At 42.1% G+C, this 19,043-nt stretch carries 21 protein-coding genes; 7 read left to right on the top strand and 14 right to left on the bottom strand.

Annotated elements, in window-relative coordinates; all coding sequences use genetic code 11:
• The first annotated feature begins 11 nt into the window (after positions 1 to 11).
• The 5 genes from rpsK (at position 12) to LP316_RS01950 (ending at position 3,820) form a co-directional block, all read left to right on the top strand.
• The gene (rpsK, locus tag LP316_RS01970) at positions 12 to 401 is read left to right on the top strand and encodes a 30S ribosomal protein S11 (protein WP_193022430.1); all 390 of its coding nucleotides are present in this window, start codon (positions 12 to 14) and stop codon (positions 399 to 401) included.
• Between the two features lie 22 nt (positions 402 to 423).
• Positions 424 to 1,044, top strand: a complete 621-nt coding sequence (rpsD, locus tag LP316_RS01965; RefSeq protein WP_193022429.1) for a 30S ribosomal protein S4 — start codon at positions 424 to 426, stop codon at positions 1,042 to 1,044.
• Positions 1,045 to 1,072: 28 nt separating this feature from the next.
• Complete coding sequence (locus LP316_RS01960; protein WP_193022428.1) at positions 1,073 to 2,062, top strand: DNA-directed RNA polymerase subunit alpha; 990 nt, start codon at positions 1,073 to 1,075, stop codon at positions 2,060 to 2,062.
• Between the two features lie 37 nt (positions 2,063 to 2,099).
• Positions 2,100 to 2,498 (top strand): 50S ribosomal protein L17, encoded by a 399-nt coding sequence (gene rplQ, locus LP316_RS01955; protein ID WP_193022427.1) that lies wholly within the window; start codon positions 2,100 to 2,102, stop codon positions 2,496 to 2,498.
• Between the two features lie 422 nt (positions 2,499 to 2,920).
• On the top strand, positions 2,921 to 3,820 hold the full coding sequence (locus tag LP316_RS01950) for a phosphoribulokinase (protein WP_193022426.1): 900 nt from the start codon (positions 2,921 to 2,923) through the stop codon (positions 3,818 to 3,820).
• A gap of 39 nt (positions 3,821 to 3,859) precedes the next feature.
• Here the strand turns inward: LP316_RS01950 and speD are convergent, their stop codons facing one another.
• From speD to LP316_RS01880, 14 genes are all read right to left on the bottom strand, one after another.
• Positions 3,860 to 4,672, bottom strand: a complete 813-nt coding sequence (speD, locus tag LP316_RS01945; protein ID WP_193022425.1) for an adenosylmethionine decarboxylase — start codon at positions 4,670 to 4,672, stop codon at positions 3,860 to 3,862.
• 23 nt (positions 4,673 to 4,695) lie between these two features.
• Positions 4,696 to 5,100 (bottom strand): OsmC family protein, encoded by a 405-nt coding sequence (locus LP316_RS01940; RefSeq protein ID WP_193022424.1) that lies wholly within the window; start codon positions 5,098 to 5,100, stop codon positions 4,696 to 4,698.
• A gap of 87 nt (positions 5,101 to 5,187) precedes the next feature.
• A complete protein-coding gene (locus tag LP316_RS01935) occupies positions 5,188 to 5,541 on the bottom strand; it encodes a DUF3802 family protein (RefSeq protein WP_193022423.1) in 354 nt (117 codons plus the stop codon).
• Positions 5,542 to 5,673: 132 nt separating this feature from the next.
• Positions 5,674 to 6,471 carry a DUF1338 domain-containing protein gene (locus LP316_RS01930; RefSeq protein WP_193022422.1) on the bottom strand — a complete coding sequence of 266 codons (798 nt, stop codon included), beginning with the start codon at positions 6,469 to 6,471 and terminating at the stop codon, positions 5,674 to 5,676.
• Between the two features lie 264 nt (positions 6,472 to 6,735).
• On the bottom strand, positions 6,736 to 8,202 hold the full coding sequence (gene astD, locus LP316_RS01925) for a succinylglutamate-semialdehyde dehydrogenase (RefSeq protein ID WP_193022421.1): 1,467 nt from the start codon (positions 8,200 to 8,202) through the stop codon (positions 6,736 to 6,738).
• Between the two features lie 15 nt (positions 8,203 to 8,217).
• Positions 8,218 to 9,234: an arginine N-succinyltransferase gene (astA, locus tag LP316_RS01920; protein ID WP_193022420.1), complete on the bottom strand. Its 1,017-nt coding sequence runs from the start codon at positions 9,232 to 9,234 to the stop codon at positions 8,218 to 8,220.
• 66 nt (positions 9,235 to 9,300) lie between these two features.
• Positions 9,301 to 10,515: an aspartate aminotransferase family protein gene (locus LP316_RS01915; RefSeq protein WP_193022419.1), complete on the bottom strand. Its 1,215-nt coding sequence runs from the start codon at positions 10,513 to 10,515 to the stop codon at positions 9,301 to 9,303.
• A gap of 305 nt (positions 10,516 to 10,820) precedes the next feature.
• Positions 10,821 to 11,966 (bottom strand): HDOD domain-containing protein, encoded by a 1,146-nt coding sequence (locus LP316_RS01910; RefSeq protein ID WP_193022418.1) that lies wholly within the window; start codon positions 11,964 to 11,966, stop codon positions 10,821 to 10,823.
• 63 nt (positions 11,967 to 12,029) lie between these two features.
• Entirely contained in the window at positions 12,030 to 12,614 is a 585-nt protein-coding gene (locus LP316_RS01905) for an anthranilate synthase component II (RefSeq protein ID WP_193022417.1), read from the bottom strand.
• A gap of 51 nt (positions 12,615 to 12,665) precedes the next feature.
• Entirely contained in the window at positions 12,666 to 13,163 is a 498-nt protein-coding gene (locus LP316_RS01900; protein WP_193022416.1) for a GNAT family N-acetyltransferase, read from the bottom strand.
• Between the two features lie 30 nt (positions 13,164 to 13,193).
• Complete coding sequence (locus LP316_RS01895) at positions 13,194 to 14,192, bottom strand: biotin-dependent carboxyltransferase family protein (RefSeq protein WP_193022415.1); 999 nt, start codon at positions 14,190 to 14,192, stop codon at positions 13,194 to 13,196.
• 1 nt (position 14,193) lies between these two features.
• The gene (locus LP316_RS01890) at positions 14,194 to 14,910 is read right to left on the bottom strand and encodes a 5-oxoprolinase subunit B family protein (RefSeq protein WP_193022414.1); all 717 of its coding nucleotides are present in this window, start codon (positions 14,908 to 14,910) and stop codon (positions 14,194 to 14,196) included.
• Entirely contained in the window at positions 14,903 to 15,634 is a 732-nt protein-coding gene (locus LP316_RS01885) for a 5-oxoprolinase subunit PxpA (RefSeq protein ID WP_193022413.1), read from the bottom strand. Before LP316_RS01885 ends, LP316_RS01890 begins: the two co-directional genes overlap by 8 nt.
• 14 nt (positions 15,635 to 15,648) lie before the next feature.
• Complete coding sequence (locus LP316_RS01880) at positions 15,649 to 16,788, bottom strand: YcbX family protein (protein ID WP_193022412.1); 1,140 nt, start codon at positions 16,786 to 16,788, stop codon at positions 15,649 to 15,651.
• Positions 16,789 to 16,910: 122 nt separating this feature from the next.
• On the opposite strand from LP316_RS01880, the gene mpl reads away from it, so the two are divergent.
• On the top strand, positions 16,911 to 18,269 hold the full coding sequence (gene mpl / locus LP316_RS01875; protein ID WP_193022411.1) for a UDP-N-acetylmuramate:L-alanyl-gamma-D-glutamyl-meso-diaminopimelate ligase: 1,359 nt from the start codon (positions 16,911 to 16,913) through the stop codon (positions 18,267 to 18,269).
• A gap of 14 nt (positions 18,270 to 18,283) precedes the next feature.
• On the top strand, positions 18,284 to 18,910 hold the full coding sequence (locus LP316_RS01870) for a flavin prenyltransferase UbiX (RefSeq protein ID WP_193022410.1): 627 nt from the start codon (positions 18,284 to 18,286) through the stop codon (positions 18,908 to 18,910).
• The last annotated feature ends 133 nt before the right edge of the window (positions 18,911 to 19,043 follow it).

Raw genomic sequence — 19,043 nt, 5'->3', positions numbered from 1 at the left:
GAGATTAGACAATGGCAAAAACTCCAGTTCGTACGCGTAAGCGCGTAAAAAAACAAGTTGTCGATGGTATGGCTCACATCCATGCTTCTTTCAACAACACAATTGTGACATTAACAGACCGTCAAGGTAATGCATTATCTTGGGCAACTGCTGGTGGTTCAGGTTTCCGTGGTTCACGTAAATCAACGCCATTTGCTGCTCAGGTAGCTGCAGATCGTGCAGGTAAAGTTGCACAAGAATTCGGTTTGAAGAATATTGAAGTATTCGTTAAAGGCCCAGGTCCAGGACGTGAGTCTGCGATCCGCGCTTTAAATGCTGCTGGTTTTAAAATCACCAACATTACTGACGTTACTCCTATTCCTCACAATGGTTGTCGTCCTCCTAAGAAACGTCGCGTTTAATTAGGATAGTTGGAGAAAGAACATGGCAAGATATTTAGGCCCTAAGTTAAAGCTTAGCCGTCGTGAAGGTACCGACTTATTCCTTAAGTCTGGTGTTCGCGCGATCGACACTAAATGTAAAATCGAAACTATCCCTGGTCAGCACGGCGCGCGTCGCGGTCGTTTATCTGACTACGGTGTACAGCTTCGTGAAAAACAAAAAGTTCGTCGTATTTACGGTGTACTAGAGAAGCAATTCCGCAACTACTACAAGCAAGCTGCGCGTATTAAAGGCAACACAGGTGAAAACTTGTTACAGCTTTTAGAAACTCGTTTAGATAACGTAGTTTACCGCATGGGTTACGCTAGCACACGTGCTGAAGCACGTCAGTTAGTTAGCCACAAAGCTATCGTAGTAAATGGAAAAGTAGTTAATATTCCATCTTTCACTGTTAAAGCTGAAGATGTGGTTTCTGTTCGCGAAAAGTCTAAGTCTCAAGCGCGTATTATCGCTGCTATGGAATTAGCTGAGCAACGTGAAAAGCCAGTCTGGGTTGAAGTAGATAACAAGAAATTAGAAGGTGTTTTCAAACGCGTTCCTGATCGTTCGGACTTATCTGCGGAAATTAATGAACAGTTGATTGTCGAGCTTTACTCTAAGTAGTAACGCTTAAACTTTAAGAGAGGACATAATGCAGGGTTCTGTAACCGAATTCTTAAAACCACGTTTAGTGGACATTGAAACACTAAGTTCAACTCGCGCTAAAGTAACTTTAGAGCCTTTAGAGCGTGGTTTTGGCCACACTTTAGGTAATGCGTTACGTCGCATTTTATTATCTTCAATGCCAGGTTGTGCGGTAACTGAAGTTGAAATCGACGGTGTATTACACGAGTACAGCAGTAAAGAAGGTGTTCAAGAGGACATCATCGAAATCTTGTTAAACCTAAAAGGTTTAGCTGTAGGTTTAGAAGGTAAAAACGAAGCTGTTTTAACACTTACTAAATCAGGTGAAGGCCCTGTAACGGCAGCTGATATTCAACATGACGGTGATGTAACTATTGCAAATCCAGAACATGTTATCTGTCACTTAACTGGTGACGGTTCAATCAGCATGCGTATCAAGATTGAGCTTGGTCGTGGCTACGTTCCAGCTTCTACGCGTCGTGACGCGGAAGAAGACGAGCGTGCAATCGGTCGCTTACTTGTTGACGCGTCGTTCAGTCCTGTAGAAAGAATTGCTTACGATGTTGACGCTGCTCGTGTAGAGCAACGTACTGACTTAGACAAGTTAGTCATCGACATGGAAACTAACGGTACGTTAGATCCAGAAGAAGCTATTCGTCGTGCATCAACCATCTTAGCTGAACAGCTAGATGCGTTTGTTGAATTACGCGATGTTAGCGAGCCGGAGCAAAAAGAAGAGAAACCTCAATTTGATCCGATTCTTCTTCGTCCAGTTGATGATTTAGAACTTACAGTTCGTTCAGCTAACTGTTTGAAAGCAGAAGCAATTCAGTATATTGGTGACTTAGTACAGCGTGCAGAAGTTGAGCTTCTTAAAACACCTAACTTAGGTAAGAAGTCTTTAACTGAAATCAAAGACGTTTTAGCGTCTCGTGGTTTATCTTTAGGTATGCGCCTAGAGAACTGGCCACCTGAGAGCATTGCTGACAACGACTAAGTCGATCATCGTTTTATTAGTAGAGAAGGATTAACTTATGCGCCATCGTAAAAGCGGTCGCCAGTTAAACCGTAATAGCAGTCATCGCCAAGCGATGTTCCGCAATATGGCAAGCTCTTTAGTTAAGCACGGCGTTATCAAAACGACTGTAGCAAAAGCTAAAGAATTACGTCGCGTTGTTGAGCCATTAATTACATTGGCTAAAGAAGACAGCGTAGCTAACCGTCGTTTAGCTTTCGCTCGTACACGTGACAAAGAAGTAGTAGGTTTATTATTCAGCGAACTTGGTCCTCGTTACCAAGAGCGTCCAGGTGGTTACACTCGCATCTTAAAATGCGGTTACCGTACTGGTGATAAAGCGCCTATGGCTTACGTAGAATTAGTTGACCGTCCAGTTGTTGAAGCAACTGAGACTGAAGAAGTAGCAGAAGCTTAATCTTCACAACAATTCACGAAAAAACGGAGCACTATGCTCCGTTTTTTTATGCCTTTAATTAATCGATATTTCAATTGGAAGTGATCTGCACTTGCTATTATTTGCGTTTCTACGTATAAACTTATACCAATTGAAAGAATGCTTTAGTCATCTCAGAGCTATGTCAGAGGTGAGAGAACAAGTAAGATTTGTGACAATATAGTTATTCTACATTGAGTAAATCTGCCGCAGTTATCGTGCCTCTGACAAACTCCCGAAGGGCGAGTTTAAAAGGCTTATATGCTGCGTTGCTGAACTCAACAAGGGAATAACCATTCTTTTCATTCAGCGCCTTGCCTCTAAGCCTTTTAATTCTCGCTGAGAGAGCAAATCATTTTTTCACTTGGTATTAGAGCATATTTATTTAGGTCGTAAAGTTTAAGATGTCATCAAGAAACCCAATCATCGCGGTTACCGGCTCATCAGGTGCTGGTACATCAACAACTACTGATGCCTTTGAGCATATTTTCCGCACGTTAGGCATTACATCGGTTAATGTTGAAGGTGATAGCTTTCATCGTTTTTCTCGCCAAGAAATGGATTTGCAAAAGCGTAAAGCAAGGGAAGATGGCACTAATATTAGTTACTTTGGCGATAAAGCCAACGACTTTGATTCCCTCGAACGTCTATTTAAAGATTACTCTGAGACTGGAAAAGGGCGGATGAGGCGTTATCTACACACCTTTGATGAGGCGGTGCCTTATAACCAAATGCCTGGGACGTTCACGCCTTGGGAGGAGTTAGGTGAGGGCACTGATGTACTGTTTTACGAAGGCCTCCATGGCGGTGTTAAAACAGAGAAAAACGATGTTGCCCAGTATGTCGATTTACTGATTGGCATGGTGCCAATCGTTAACTTGGAATGGATCCAAAAGATTATCCGCGACACTAACCAAAGGGGGCATAGTCGAGAGGCAGTGACTCACAGTATCGTCCGTTCAATGGACGACTACATTAACTTTATTACACCACAGTTTTCTCGTACGCATGTCAATTTTCAGCGTGTGCCAACGGTTGACACGTCGAACCCATTTAGCGCAAAGGCGATTCCTTCATTGGACGAGAGTTTTGTCGTTATTCGTTTTAGAGAGTCGGAAAATATCGACTTTCCATTCTATTTAAGCATGATTGATGGGGCTTTTATGTCACGGGTGAATACTTTAGTTGTGCCTGGTGGCAAGATGGGCTTGGCGATGGAGTTAATCTTAACACCGTTGATTCGTGATTTAATGAATAAGAAAGCGCAGGCCAACCAACAGCTTGATTGGATGGCTGACCTCTAATTAACCCTGACACAGGGTACGCTTTCTGATTTATCTATGTTAGTTCATTTTCGGCATGTTTCTACCGTAAAAGATTTCTTGCATTTCACGCTGTAACTGCTTACTGATAACTGCTTGTTCTTCTTCCGTAAAATCATCTAGACCTGAGCCAAAGATATATGTACTTAGGTCAAAATCTTTAAGCATCATTTTTGTATGGAAAAGATTTTCTTGGTATACGTTTACATCAACCATTTGATAAGCATCACAAGTTTCCTGTGCAAGGAAATTTTGAATTGAATTAATCTGGTGGTCTATGTAGTGCTTCTCACCGTTAACATCGCGGGTAAAGCCCCTGACGCGATAATCGAGCGTAACGATATCAGAGTCAAAACTGTGAATTAAATAATTCAATGCTTTAAGTGGTGAAATAACACCGCAAGTAGAGACTTCGATATCGGCTCTAAAAGTAGAGATCCCATTAACAGGATGACTTTCAGGATAGGTGTGCACACAGATATGACTTTTATCTAAATGCGAAACAACCGATTCTGGCAGTGGGCCAGGCTTTTCACTATTTTCAAACTCATCACCACTGGCCATTTCTTCTTCAGAAACAAGAATGGTGACACTCGCACCTTGTGGGTCGTAATCCTGGCGTGCGATGTTTAACACATTAGCACCAATAATATTACACACCTCTTTGAGAATATCTGTTAGCCGATCAGCGTTGTATTGCTCATCAATGTACTCGATATACTCGTCTTGATGCTGTGTGGTTTTTGCGTAGTTAATGTCATAAATACAAAAACTTAAGCTCTTCGTTAAGTTGTTAAAACCATGGAGTTTTAATTTTGGTAACGGCTTGATCAATAGGGGATCCTCAATCCTAAAAGTTAAACGTTAATAATCTCGAAATCGTGAGTAATCTTTACCGATTTATTGAGCATAAAAGCGACTGAGCAGTATTTGTCTGCAGAGAGATTAATCGCGCGTTCAACTTGCTTTTCGCTAACATCAGTGCCCGTTACAATAAAATGTAGATGGATATCTGAAAAAACTCTAGGAATCGTCTCAACGCGCTCGCCAGTGATCTCGACTTTAACATCGCGAATATCTTGACGAGATTTTTGTAAAATACTAACAACATCAACAGAAGAGCAGCCACCCAAGCTCATTAATACATTTTCCATTGGGCTTGGTGCCAAATTACCGCCATTAGCATCCATATTGATGATATGACCACTCTCTGAAGTGCCCATAAACGTTTCATCACCTACCCATTTCACTGTTGCTTTCATCTTGCTATTCCTAATCGATAATTTGCGCGTATATTACCATTAGCAAGGTGAAAAACAGTAGTGAAATTTTACCTTTTAATTGATGTGTTAAGACAATAAGTGAGTGTGGATTTCGGTATCAAATAAGTTTTTAATAAGCAACGCAAATTCTTTAATAAAAGCGTGTTGCTCTGGCGTAACGGGGTTATTGACAACGCCTGACAGTATTTCTTGTAAGTCGTAAACTATCGAGTCGACTTCACGAATAACGGTATTGCGTTGGTTGAAAGAAAGGGCTTCGTTTTGACTACAGACACTGATGATTTGCTCACTGAGCTCATTTTCAATTACCGCCATGACTGTTTTGCCATTAGCTGATGGTTCGGCTGTTTTCTCAAACAGTGAAAGGTGTTCAGTGAGGTATTCAATAATGTGGACGTAACCGTCAGTATCAGTAACCATAAAAAATAATTCTTGAGCTTTTTGGTTACTTTACTGAAAAATAACAACTTGCTCAAGCGGTGATATTGAGCACAAAAAAAAGACCCTCGCTGCGAGGGTCTTTATCGGTGTGACAATAAATTGATCAGTAAATTACGCAGCGTTAGTACTTTCAAAGATTTTGTCTGCTGATGCAGCAACAAAACCTGAATACAAGGTACCGTCTTCTAATGGGTAACGCTTAGCAAATTCATAGAAGCAACTTGGAATTTCAACCGTTTGATCGCTAAAGGCAACTTTATGAGTGTCAGCCATTGTTGATGATTGTTCAAGTTTCACGATCGGATCACCTTTGATTTCACCACCTGAAGCATTCAAGACAAAACCAGCATCTTTAAGTGCTTGATTAACGGCTTCAATGTCATTGTAATTTTGCAGGTGATTAATACTTACGGTGAAGTGGTTTGCACGGTAGCCCCAAGCAGCCATCCATGCAGCGTATTCACTTTCTTCAAGCAGGGCTTGGTAATCTTCATAGCTAACTTGCCAGTGTGTGCCTGAGTATAAAAAGCTAGCATCAGCAACAGCTGCTTCATCGATCTGGGCAACCATATTGTGAATAATAGCTTGTGCTTTTTCTGAAAATTCTTCAACTAATAATTGGCTAATAAACACTTTGGGTAAGGTGTTATCGGCATGCTCAAAATGCTTGGCATATAGTTTTTTTGCTTCGAAGTGATATTCACCTTTCTCTACATAGCCAAGCGCTAGTAGATGTGCAGAAAGCTTGTCAATACTGACTTTATCTATGTTAAACGTGCGGTAAGCAACGTGATCGTTGATCAAGTCATTGCCAGAGCCCAGTAATTGGTGCACTTTTTTTGCTGATGGTGTAACTGCTAGGTAGTTATCCCAAATGTTGTCAAATAACGCTTTTACTTGTGTAGTCATAATACTGCCTTATATTCTTTGACTAAAACTCAATTCCAAAGGAAAAACAGATTTGTCCCATGGTGTTTTTATGAATGTTAAGCGATTATTTTGACTTCGGGAGAGAACTCAAGACGAAGGTAGTCGCTTACCATTCGCAAGAGAAGGGGCGACCTTTGAGGTATAAAAGGTCGGTACCCCAAATTCAATTATAGGTTGTCGATGCTTGTGAAGAAGCAGGGTTTGAACCCTGCAACGTTCAATTGATAAGCAAATCTTAACATCTTAAATGCTTAAACCTGGACTTAATGTTTCAGGCAATTGTACTTTTTCTGCTTCAACCGATGCAACAGGGAAAGCACAGTAATCAGCAGCGTAGTACGCACTTGCTCTGTGGTTACCACTATCGCCAATACCACCAAATGGCGCGGCCGAGCTTGCACCTGTAATAGGTTTGTTCCAGTTGACAATACCCGCGCGAATGCGAACAAAGAAGTGGTCGTAATCGGCTTGATTATCGGCCAACAAACCTGCTGATAAACCAAAGCGGGTGTTATTCGCTTCGTTAATCGCTTTATCAAAGTCACTGTAACGATAGATTTTTAACAACGGACCAAAGTGCTCTTCATCAGGCATCTTGATGTTAGTTACGTCTAGGATACCTGGTGTAACAAAACCGGTACCTGCTTCTTTGTGTGTTAACGGTAATAATGCATTAGCGCCTAGCTCGACGAGTTGCGCTTGTGCATCGACTAAACCAAGCGCTGCGCGTTCAGAGATCATTGAACCAATAAATGGCTGCTCTTCGTCATCGTAGTAGCCAATTTTGATCGCCTTGGTTGCCGCGATTAATTTTTCAATCAGCGCGTCACCTTCAACGCCATCTTGAATGAATAGACGGCGTGCACAAGTACAACGTTGGCCAGTGGTAATGAATGCTGACTGGATGATGTCGTGAACAACAGCATCGGTATTTTCAACATCTTTGATGATTAATGGATTATTACCACCCATTTCCAAGGCTAAAATTTTACCTGGCTTTCCTGCATATTGTTCGTGCAATAATTTACCGGTTGTTGAGCTACCCGTAAAGAACAAGCCGTCAATATCATCGTGGCTGGCTAATGCTTTACCTGTGTCAACTTCACCTTGAACAAGGTTAATAACACCTGCGGGTAGGCCTGCTTTTTCCCAGAGCTTTAACGTTTCTTGAGCAACCATTGGTGTTAGCTCACTTGGTTTGAATACTACGGTATTACCTGCAATTATTGCCGGTACAATATGACCGTTAGGTAAGTGGCCAGGGAAGTTATATGGGCCAAATACTGCTACCACACCATGTGGCTTGTGACGGATAAACGCTTTTGCACCTGGCATTGGATTTTCAACTGTGCCCGTGCGTTCGTGGTACGCTTTTAAAGAGATCGCTACTTTACCGATCATAGCGCCCACCTCTGTACGTGTTTCCCACAAAGGTTTACCCGTTTCTTGAGCAATGCTAACGGCAAGGGCTTCTTTGTTTGCCGTTAGTTGTTCTGCAAACTTTTCAACAAGGGTAATACGCTCTGCTAATGAGGTAAGAGCCCATGTATTGAACGCTTCTCGGGCTGCATCTACTGCTGAGTTTACTTGTGTCGCTGTTGCCGTTTTACCTTGCCAGATAACTTCGTTTTTTGCAGGGTTTAACGACTGCATGTCGTGGCCTTGACCGGCTAGCCAAGTACCATTGATAAATTGAATCGCTTGAGACATGTATTAATCCTCTAGTTAGTTACTAGCGATGCGCACCCAGTCACCTTCAGTGACCATTAGGGCGTCCGCAACGGCTTGCGAAATAACAACTTGGTTAGCCGTTTCTCTTAGTGAAACTTGGCTTTGTGTTGCTCTAAATTCAGCAACCTTAGTGTTACATACAATGTAAGTTGCTTGTTCAGTTGGTTGACCAATAATGACTTGGTATTTATTGCTTTGACGAACCGTTTTGATGTCGTTTAAATTTGCTTCAACGGTTGGCCCGCCATCAAAAATATCGACATAACCTCTGCGAGCAAACCCTTCTGCTTCTAGCAGGCGTAACGCAGGTACCGTTTTATCGTGAACTTTGTTGATCACTTGTTGGGCTGCTTTGCTGAGAAAATTGACGTAAATAGGGTATTTAGTCATTAATTCGGCGATAAATACTTTTTTACCAATCCCAGTTAAATAGTCAGCCGTTGGGAAGTCCATAGAGAAGAAGTGAGCTTCTAACCAATCCCAAAACGGAGAACGTCCATCTTCATCTGACACGCCGCGCATTTCTGCTATGACTGTGTCAGAAAAACGCTCTGTGTGCTCGGCCATAAACATAAATCTGAAGCGTGACAAAAATCGGCCATTGTTATTTTTACGGAAATTTTCAGATAAGAATAATGTGCAGATTTCTGATGCGCCCGTGTAGTCATTACACAAGGATAAGGTTTCAACCGTATTGTAAACATTAAGTTCACGAGAGTGATGGACAACCTTACCTAAGTGGTAGTGATAAAAGGCATCATCTAAACCTACTGCTGCTTCAATACCACTAGTACCGACAACTTGGCCTGTCTCGGTATCTTCCATGACAAATAAGTAGCCTTCCAAGCCAGGTTGTGTCACTTGCTTAGCAAACGACTCTTCGGCTCGCTCGATGCGGCTTTTTAATAGCGCTTCATTGACAGGCAGTGATGTAAAACCGTGTCCTGATTCAATAGCGATGCGATAAAGTGAATCGTAATCACTATGACGAATAGGGCGTATAATAATCATAAAAATTATCCTGTTTCTTGAAAGAACTGCTCGTAAGTCATTGCACTTACGAGCATTTAGGGGGTCTTACTGAGCGATTTTAGCGACGGCTTTTTCAAAGCGCGCTAAACCTTCAGCAATATCTTCATTAGGGATAACTAAAGACGGAGCAAAACGAACAATGTTTGCACCAGCAACTAGGGTCATTACACCCTCATCCATTGCTGCAACTAAGAAGTCTTTCGCACGGCCTTGATAATCGTCTGTTAATACAGCGCCAATCAATAAACCTTTACCACGAATTTCTTTAAATACGTTGTATTTTGCGTTGATCGCATTTAAACCATCAACGTAAAGTTTAGCTTTTTCTGTTACGCCGTTTAATACTTCTGGTGTATTAACGGTATCAAATGCAGCTTCACCAACAGCACAAGCTAGTGGGTTACCACCATAGGTTGAACCGTGTGTACCGATTTTTAAGTGTTTAGCAAGTTCAGTGGTAGTTAACATTGCGCCGATAGGGAAACCGCCACCTAATGCTTTAGCACTTGTTAAGATATCAGGCGTTACGCCTAAGCCTTGGTATGCGTACAACGTACCTAAACGACCAACACCTGTTTGTACTTCATCAAAAATTAATAAAGCATTGTGCTCGTCACATAATGCGCGAACACCTTCAACAAACTCTGCAGTTGGCGATACGATACCACCTTCACCTTGGAGTGGTTCCATCATCACTGCACAAGTTTTGTCTGAAATTAACGCTTTAACACTTTCTAAGTTGTTGTATTCAGCGTGAACTACATCGCCTGGCTTAGGACCAAAACCGTCTGAATATGCTGCTTGACCACCGACAGTTACCGTGAAAAATGTACGGCCGTGGAAACCTTGCTTAAATGAAATGATTTGTGTCTTGTCTTCACCGTGAACATCTAAAGCCCAACGACGCGCTAGTTTTAATGCAGCTTCATTTGATTCAGCGCCAGAGTTAGCGAAGTAAACTTTTTCTGCGAATGTGTTATCTACTAATTTTTTCGCTAAACGCAATGCTGGCTCGTTGGTCATGACATTTGATAAATGCCAAATTTTTTCACCTTGCTCTTTTAACGCGCTCACTAAAGCTGGGTGGCAGTGACCTAAGCAGTTAACGGCAATACCGCCAGCAAAGTCGATTAATTCGTTGTCATTCTGATCCCAAACACGAGAACCTTTACCGCGAACCGGAATAACCGCTGAAGGGGCATAGTTAGGCACCATTACTTCGTCAAATAATGCGCGGTTTACAGGAAACTTGTTAGACATCTCTCTCTCCTCATGTTGCAAATCGGATAATAATTTTTTTAGTTGCTTGCGTGCTATGAATTCTAGGGCACTGAGCAAAAATAGGCGGCTATTATGGCAAAAAATTAACCGGTTGTCTTGTGTTAATCGCGCTGAACCCTAGTAAAAACAAGGTTTTCAGCGTTTTATTCAGTTATCTTGCATAACTATTTTTTATAAGCAATTTCGTTGCTTTATAGGACATCATATACTTCAGGGCAAGCGCGGTGAGATCCGCTATCAGAGGGGGGATTCATAACTAAGCAGAAATAATTTTGCATCACTGCTTAGTTAAAATTGAGTTTTAAGTGATCAATATCACTGCGGCGTAATAAGGCGATATCTTGAGTAGTCAGTCCAGCTGCCGTCAGTAGTATTTTACTCTCGTCGTTATCGATTAACGATTCTTTCGCTAGCGTTCGAAAAGCAACATAACCGATGGCTTTTAATACTACTTGGGCTAGTTGACACATTTGCGATACTTTAGGTGTGTGAGCTAGATCGAAAATGGCATCAGTTATTCTCAAACGCTCAAAATTCATTAGCTCGACCATATCTGCACTGATACTAAAACTTCTATTTGATAGTTGCTCCAGCAAAAATTCTGGTGCTGTCTCTAACTCTACTAGCGTATTGTGTAATTTTTTATCTTTGTCTTCGTAGGCTTGTCTGAGTTCTTGTTGGTGGATCTCATTATAGGTACGCAAAAAACAACGCGTTACCGCTAAGTTACCGATATTAATCAACATGCCTGCACAAAAAGCGAAGTATTCATCTAGTCCATAAGTTTTTGCCAGTACTCTAGAGGCAATACCTATGGATAAACTTTGGTTCCATAATTTGCGTTTCATCAAGCCAAAGGGTTGTGTACTAGGCGGTAACCAATGTTTTAGGATAAACGTGGGAGCGACTAGCTTTAAGTTGTCTAAACCAATGTAACTTAGTGCCAAAGCAGGGTTATTGACTTTCACATCGGCATTCTTACGATATTGGGGCTTATTTACCAAGTTGACCAAGTCATCACCTAACCATGGTAGCGAGGTAACTAATGGGGTGATACGTTTAATCGATGCCGCCCGCAATGACAGTAACTCGAGAATGTCGGCTGTCGACATTTGGATATTTAACGTAGAGTTGAACAGGTGTTCTTTATTGTCAAATTCATCGTTAAAGCCGTCGCGAACTTTGCTGTAGAGCTCGTTCATCACTTGCTGTTTAAAATGGTTTTTGCCGTACTCTTCAATGATTTTATTTTTGTTTGCTTGAGCTTCTACTGCCAATAGTTCACGTCGTCTATTAGCTTGCTCACTGTCTTGATACTCAACAAATACGTGCTCCCCGAGGCTTTGTTTTGCGAATTCATTACTGATGCAAAGGCTTAAGGCTCGCTGGTAAATAGGTGCAACTAATTCGTTTTGCTCAAAAATTTTCATAATAGGCTTTTTATTTGTTAACAGCTTTTATATCGGCAATGATGTTTAGTTCATTAATTGAATTTAAGTATACATCTGAATAAAGTTTTTAAGTAATTCATGACCTTGGCTTGTCAATATCGATTCAGGGTGAAATTGAACACTGGCGATCGGCAAATGCTGGTGTTGTAGCGCCATGATTTCACTAATTTGATTGTGCTCATCACTCAACCAAGCGGTGATGATAAGCTCACTCGGTAAGGTTGATTGGTCAACGATGAGCGAGTGGTAACGAGTAACTTGTAAAGGGTTATCTAAACACTCAAATAATCCTTTATTATCATGGCTTATCATACTCGTTTTGCCATGCATAACTTGTTTAGCCCTAATCACTTTAGCACCGAAGTGTTGAGCAATGGCTTGGTGGCCTAAGCACACACCGAGCAGTGGTACTTTACCAGCAAAGTGATTAATAACACTGAGTGATATTCCTGCATGGTCAGGATCACAAGGGCCTGGCGATATAACAATGTATTTAGGTGCGAGCTGTTCAATCTCGGCCAGGGTTATTTCATCGTTGCGGAACACGGCAACTTCTTGGCCTATTGCTTGAAAATAATGTACGAGATTGTAAGTAAATGAATCGTAGTTATCGATCATCAACAGCATGTTTTATTACCAGAACTTCTTTAAACGGCGCATAGTGTAATGCAACTCTAATCAGCTTACCATGAGTTGATACAAGCAAAGGTTTAACCATTGGTCAAATTTATAGCCAACTTCTTTTAGGGTGCCAACGTGTTCAAAACCAAACTTTTGATGTAAGGCGATGCTGGCGTGGTTGTTTTCATCGATCGCCGCAATCAGTGTGTGAAGGCCTTGAAGTTTGGCTTTTTCAATTAATGCCTGCAATAATTTACTCGCTACGCCTTTGCCTTGGTGAGCTTGTTCAACGTAGATAGCAAGCACGCCAGTAAATTTATTAGCTGGGTAGGGGCGAAAAAATCCGTAACTAGCAAATCCCATTAACTGACCGTTGTCGTCTTCCATTGCGATGATCGGAAAGCCTTGCTCATGCTTGGTGTTGAACCATTGCTCGATATCTTGTTTGCTGCGTTCTCGATATTCGTACAAGGCCGTCGAGTGACGGATAGCATGGTTAAATAGCGCCTGAACTTTTTCGCCGTGTTGTTTAAATTGGCAGTTAACTAATTGCATTCTATTTTGTTTTTTGATGTTAAGCGCTTACTATTGTTGCATAAATTTTTGATAAAATGCATTTAGTTGGCTTTGTGCTTGAGTGATATCAGCCGGCTTAAATCTGACTTTCTCGCCAGGAGGCAGTTGGCTTAATCGAAATAAGTCGACTTGAAAAACGCTACCTAATGTTGGATATCCGCCCATGGTTTGTCGGTCTTTCATTAATACCACGGGCAAACCTGAAGGCAACAGCTGAATGGTGCCAAAATTGACGGCACTCGATAATGCTTGGCTTAATTGCTCAAAACAGCCTGTGGTTTGCTCCTCTGTGACATCAAATTGATAAGCCATGCGATTACTTTGGCTGTTGATAGTAAACATCAACTGTTGGAAGCTTTGTTGTTGGTGTTTCGGTGCATCAAACCATTGTTGATGCGGTATAAACCGTAGTGTCAGAGGGGCGTTCGGGTAAAAATTTTCAGGCTTGTACTTGGTTAAATCTAAGCGTGTTGATGTTGACTGCTGTTGACAAGTCGCGCTTAATGCTAGTTCCGTCCCCTTTGTTAATGGTGCGAGTGAAGGTAAATTTGCGTTGGGAACAATATTTTGCGAACGAGAGTTTAAAAAACACTCAGTTTGTATGCCGCCATTGACTGCTACGTAACTAATCACCCCTGATGTTGGTCGAAGTAACTCAACTGACTCGCCGGCCCTGAGTAAATGACTTTGCCACATCGTTAAAGGCTTATGCTCACCGCTTATAGTCACCTTAACTGGCGTGCAATTTGCCCCAGTAATTGCGATGGTACAATCGACATCAGTGAAAAAGGTTAGTTGACCATAAAATACTTCGATACTTGCGCATTGGCTGTTTTGTTTATTGTTGTCAGCATTAAATAACGGGTTGCCGACTAATTGGTTGGCCTTTAAAAATGCGTATTCGTCCGCCGCACCATTGACACTTATCCCTTGGTTTTGATGATTAAACCGGCCAAAATCTTGAATTAAGGCGATGCTATTAAGCTCGGTAATTGTAAGCGCTGACACGTTAGTACTCCTTGATCAATTTACCGCCTTGGGCGATAAAATCTTCTTGGCTAACAGCCTTAAAAGTAACGATATCACCAACATTGATCAATGGCGTGAACTCATTATTGGTCATTTGATACATTGGCTGAGCGGTTTGGCCAATAATATGCCAACCCCCCGGGCTTGAATCAGGGTAAATTGCGGTTTGTTTGTGCGCTATCGCGACCGCGCCTGCGGGCACGCGTTTTCGCGGCACCGTTTTTCTCGGTATCGACAGTTTTTCATCAACGCTGGCTAGGTAACAAAATCCAGGGGTAAAACCCAAGGCATATGCGCGGTAACTTCTACCTGTGTGCCACTTGATAATATCCTCTAATGTGCAATTTTTTTCTTGGCAAAGTAACGCGTTATCCCAACCGCTTTGATGATTGTAAAGTACGTCGATGGTGATGGTTTTACCGGTTAAATCGGCTGAAAACTCTTGGTTTGAATGGTGCTCAATGATGTTTGCCACTTTTGCGCTAAACTCGGCAGCGCTAATCGCCTCAAAGCGGTAATAAATTAACAGGCTGTGATATGAGCATACTTGTTCAATAAACCAAGGCTTGAGCTCAGCGACTTGTGAGCTTATCGCAATCAATCTTTGATGCAAAACCGCGCTTATTACACTTGGCCATTTTACCAAAATCGCGTTTTCGCTATAGGGCGTTATTTCAAACTGAGTTAAGTCAGCCATGTAGTTGTTGCCTGATAAGTTGCGCCATTTGCACTGCGCTTGGGTTATCGCCATGAATACATAAGGTGTCAATGTTCATATTAAGTGGTTGGTTATTCACTGAGTATATGCGTCCTGTTGATTTGAGTTGTTGGCATCGTTGTTTTATCAAGTCTAGCTCATTTATTACAGCGTTGGGTTGAGTGCGTGGCACTAATAGGCCATTGTCTTGATAATGACGATCGGCAAAGGCTTCAAACAGCAAAGGAATTTGATACTTTTCGGCAATCTCGACAAAGGCTGATACGTTTGATAGCGCTTGAATAACGAGTTTGAGCGGTTCTGGAAACTGTTCAATAGCTTGGCATAAGCTTTCAAAAATATGTGGGTTATTCATCATGTCGTTGTATAGCGCGCCATGAGGTTTTACGTAACTTACGCTTAGCCCTTGAAGTTTTGCCATACCTTGAATCGCCGCAATTTGATATTGAACAACAGCTTTTAGCTCTTGGCTCTCGAGTGCCATAGAGCGGCGGCCAAAACCAACGAGATCAGGGTAACTAGGATGAGCACCAATCGCAACGCCGTGTTGTTTAGCCAGTGCTAAAGTTTTTTGCAGGGTTAAGGGATCAGAAGCATGAAAACCGCAGGCGATATTCGCCATATCAATCAGTGGCATAATTTTGTCATCTTGACCCATTTGCCATTGGCCAAAACTCTCGCCTAAATCACAGTTAATTAACATCGCGCGGCTTAACCTTAATCTTTGGTGATCACAACATCGGTTAGTGGTACTGAGCTACATGCCAAGACATAGCCTTGCTCTTGCTCTTGCGGCGACAAGCCATCAGTAGCTAGCTGCCTCACTTCGCCTGATTGCAGTTTAACTTTACAACGACCACACATACCGCCTCGGCATGAGTATGGCATTATCAGTCCCGCTGTTTCACCTTGTTCTAGTAGCGTTTCTTTACTGTTACCTTTAACGAATTTATCCCAGCTATCAAATAAAATATCCACGTTATTACTACCTTTTTTGGCGACTGTTTTGTTTTGTTCACTATTGCTATTGTTTGGCTTTTTAGTGACGAATACCGGTGGTGATTGCTTACTGATGATTTCTACGGGATCAGATAAGCTAATTTTCCCTTGGTTTAAAGGTACTATGTTTTGACCAAAACAAACATCACCATTGTCGAGTTGGCGATATTTTTTCAAGCTGTGAAGTGGTTCTTGTTTGTGATGCTTTTCCCCAGTTTGCGGATTAATGGTTGTAAAAATACAACGGGTACAGGGTTTGACAACGTCAAATTCCACTTCGCCGATGCGAATTCTCGACCAAGTATCTTCTGCGAAGGCTTCACAATCTTCAACCACAATATTGGCTCTAAATTGGTTCATTGAGGTTTTGTGATAGCTTCGGCCATTGAGGTCTATTAGTGATGCTTCTGAGGTAATAAGTAATGGGTAGCCATCGGCAAATGACACTTGATTAGTCGAGTTTTTCACACTTCTGGTCGAACGTTCACCAAAGTACATTAATTGGCACGGTTGATTGAGATATTGTGAAAACCACGCATCGTATCTTGCATGGCAATGCTGTGCGTTGATGGTATCGTTCCATACAGTCACCGGGTGGTAATTTTGATCAAAATCGCGGTAATTGATGGTCAGTACCGGCATATCAGGTGCAATAAGTTTTAGGCCGTTGGCAGTAAGTAAGCACTTAATTAAACACAAGTGGTGATGAGTGCGAGCTGTGATGAAATTACCCTCTGGCGTGGTAACAACAAAGCGGCGATCAAAGCTTAAGCCCAGTTCGTCGACCCAAGTATCGGAGAGGCTAATGCCACTGGCAGACTTTATTGGATAGACATTTATTTCACTGACTTTTGCCATGTTTACGTTCCTGTGTGAATTATTCCTAAAGTGTATAAGCTATTTTTGCATCGCCAAATAATTAAGACAAATGTTATATTAACGGCAAATAGATAATAAGCTAACCTTCGTTGAGAACATTAATGCATATACATATTTTAGGGATTTGTGGCACTTTTATGGGCGGTATCGCCGCGATCGCCAAAGAAATGGGCTTTCGCGTATCAGGGTGCGATGCCAATGTTTATCCTCCGATGAGCACCCAACTTGAAGCATTAGGTATCGAGTTAATGCAAGGCTACACCATTGACCACCTTGCCGATGAGCCCGATCTCGTGATTGTCGGCAATGCCATGGCACGTGGTAACCCGATGGTAGAGTATGTGTTAGATCGCAACATTCCTTATATCTCAGGCCCGCAATGGTTACTTGAAAATGTCCTTAAAGATCGTTGGGTATTGGCGGTTTCAGGTACGCATGGAAAAACCACAACATCAAGTATGCTGGCGTGGATCTTAGAATACGCAAAACTTACCCCTGGCTATTTAATTGGTGGCGTGCCACAAAATTTTGATAGCTCAGCTCGTTTGGGCAACAGCCCGTTTTTTGTGATTGAAGCAGACGAATACGACACCGCGTTTTTCGATAAGCGCTCTAAGTTTGTCCATTATCGTCCGCGGACATTAGTGATCAATAATATGGAGTTTGATCACGGTGATATTTTTAATGATATCAGCGATATTCAGCGCCAATTTCATCATTTGGTGCGAATGGTGCCGAGTAACGGGTTAATTTTATCACCATACGATACGCCTACTATTGAGCAAACGTTAGCGATGGGCTGTTGGACACCAAGAGAAAACATGTCACTGACGGAACAAATCGGTTGGTCGGTCAATAAACTTGCAGCCGATGGCAGTGCCTTTGAAGTCTACTTTAATGGCGAGTTACAAGGTGTGGTGAATTGGCAACTGATTGGCGACTTTAATATTGAAAATGGCTTAATGGCGATTGGCGCGGCGCGTCATGCTGGTGTACCAAGTGCGGTAGCTATTGAAGCGTTAGCGGAATTCGTCAATACCAAAAGGCGCTTAGAACTGCGCGGTGAAGTAAACCAAATTAAGGTTTATGATGATTTCGCTCATCACCCAACCGCTATTGCAAAAACCTTAGATGGTTTGCGCAAGCACGTTGGTGAAAGTCGCATTTTGGCGGTCTTAGAGCCGCGCTCAAATACCATGAAATCAGGTGTTCACAAAGCTTCACTACCTAAATCGTTGACCTTGGCGAATCAAGTATTTGTTTTTCAAGGTGAGCAAGTGAAGTGGTCGGTTGATGAGCTAATTGACGCCTGTGTTCAACCTTGCCGCGTCAGTAACAATATTGAACAATTAGTCGACATGGTGCGTAGTGAAGCCAAGCCAACTGATCATATTCTGGTCATGAGCAATGGCGGTTTTGGCAATTTTCATCAAAAATTACTTCAGGCATTAAGCCAATAGTGTAAGGACTCATTGTGTCACAACAAGAATTTCAAGAAAAAATCACGCTCGCTGTCACGGGCGCATCAGGCTCACTTTACGCGTTGCGTTTGTTAGAGTGCTTAGTTGCCGCAAATTACCAAGTGTATTTTTTATTTTCGTCTGCGGCTCGCGTGGTCTTTGATACCGAAGTTGGCTTGAAATTACCTGCCTCGCCAGATGCGGCTAGCGCCATTCTTATCGAGAAATATAATGCTAAGCCTGAGCAGATCAAAGTCTTTGGCAAAGAGCAGTGGTTTTCACCGGTGGCTTCCGGCTCTGCTGCGCCGAAAAAAATGGTTGTTTGCCCATGCTCAACGGGTACTTTAGCGGCGATTAGCCAAGGCATGAGTGATAATTTGATAGAGCGCGCTGCCGATGTTGTGATCAAAGAGCGTGGCCAGTTATTAATTTTGCCAAGAGAAACCCCTTTCTCAACGATTCATTTGCAAAACATGCTAACCCTTTCGCAAATGGGCGTAACCATTATGCCACTTGCACCGGGCTTTTATCACCAGCCAACCGAGATCAATGACTTAATCGATTTTATGGTGGGCAGAGTACTTGACCACTTGGGTATTGAACAAACCATTATGCCGAAGTGGGGTTATCAACTTAGTTAACCTGAACTTGGGATAAGAAGTTAGCTAAACTGTTGCAAGTAAAATCTTATAATCACTTTTGATAATTCCGCTATAAAGCAATTTGTTATCCCAAATTCAGGTTAGTTACCATTTACACTTATCGTTAATTGCA

The organism is Thalassotalea sp. LPB0316 (assembly GCF_014898095.1).
Classification (GTDB): domain Bacteria; phylum Pseudomonadota; class Gammaproteobacteria; order Enterobacterales; family Alteromonadaceae; genus Thalassotalea_G.
The sequence above is the reverse complement of the archived record's forward strand: the minus strand, read 5'-3'. Positions and strand labels throughout refer to the sequence as shown.

Coding starts and splice junctions, on each gene's coding strand:
- LP316_RS01910 (WP_193022418.1), bottom strand. CDS start 11,966: ATGAAAATTTTTGAGCAAAACGAATTAGTTGCACCTATTTACCAGCGA.
- rplQ (WP_193022427.1), top strand. CDS start 2,100: ATGCGCCATCGTAAAAGCGGTCGCCAGTTAAACCGTAATAGCAGTCAT.
- LP316_RS01885 (WP_193022413.1), bottom strand. CDS start 15,634: ATGTTAATTAACTGTGATTTAGGCGAGAGTTTTGGCCAATGGCAAATG.
- LP316_RS01935 (WP_193022423.1), bottom strand. CDS start 5,541: ATGGTTACTGATACTGACGGTTACGTCCACATTATTGAATACCTCACT.
- LP316_RS01905 (WP_193022417.1), bottom strand. CDS start 12,614: ATGCTGTTGATGATCGATAACTACGATTCATTTACTTACAATCTCGTA.
- LP316_RS01890 (WP_193022414.1), bottom strand. CDS start 14,910: ATGGCTGACTTAACTCAGTTTGAAATAACGCCCTATAGCGAAAACGCG.
- astD (WP_193022421.1), bottom strand. CDS start 8,202: ATGTCTCAAGCGATTCAATTTATCAATGGTACTTGGCTAGCCGGTCAA.
- rpsK (WP_193022430.1), top strand. CDS start 12: ATGGCAAAAACTCCAGTTCGTACGCGTAAGCGCGTAAAAAAACAAGTT.
- LP316_RS01930 (WP_193022422.1), bottom strand. CDS start 6,471: ATGACTACACAAGTAAAAGCGTTATTTGACAACATTTGGGATAACTAC.
- LP316_RS01940 (WP_193022424.1), bottom strand. CDS start 5,100: ATGAAAGCAACAGTGAAATGGGTAGGTGATGAAACGTTTATGGGCACT.
- rpsD (WP_193022429.1), top strand. CDS start 424: ATGGCAAGATATTTAGGCCCTAAGTTAAAGCTTAGCCGTCGTGAAGGT.
- LP316_RS01960 (WP_193022428.1), top strand. CDS start 1,073: ATGCAGGGTTCTGTAACCGAATTCTTAAAACCACGTTTAGTGGACATT.
- mpl (WP_193022411.1), top strand. CDS start 16,911: ATGCATATACATATTTTAGGGATTTGTGGCACTTTTATGGGCGGTATC.
- LP316_RS01950 (WP_193022426.1), top strand. CDS start 2,921: ATGTCATCAAGAAACCCAATCATCGCGGTTACCGGCTCATCAGGTGCT.
- LP316_RS01880 (WP_193022412.1), bottom strand. CDS start 16,788: ATGGCAAAAGTCAGTGAAATAAATGTCTATCCAATAAAGTCTGCCAGT.
- astA (WP_193022420.1), bottom strand. CDS start 9,234: ATGATTATTATACGCCCTATTCGTCATAGTGATTACGATTCACTTTAT.
- LP316_RS01900 (WP_193022416.1), bottom strand. CDS start 13,163: ATGCAATTAGTTAACTGCCAATTTAAACAACACGGCGAAAAAGTTCAG.
- LP316_RS01915 (WP_193022419.1), bottom strand. CDS start 10,515: ATGTCTAACAAGTTTCCTGTAAACCGCGCATTATTTGACGAAGTAATG.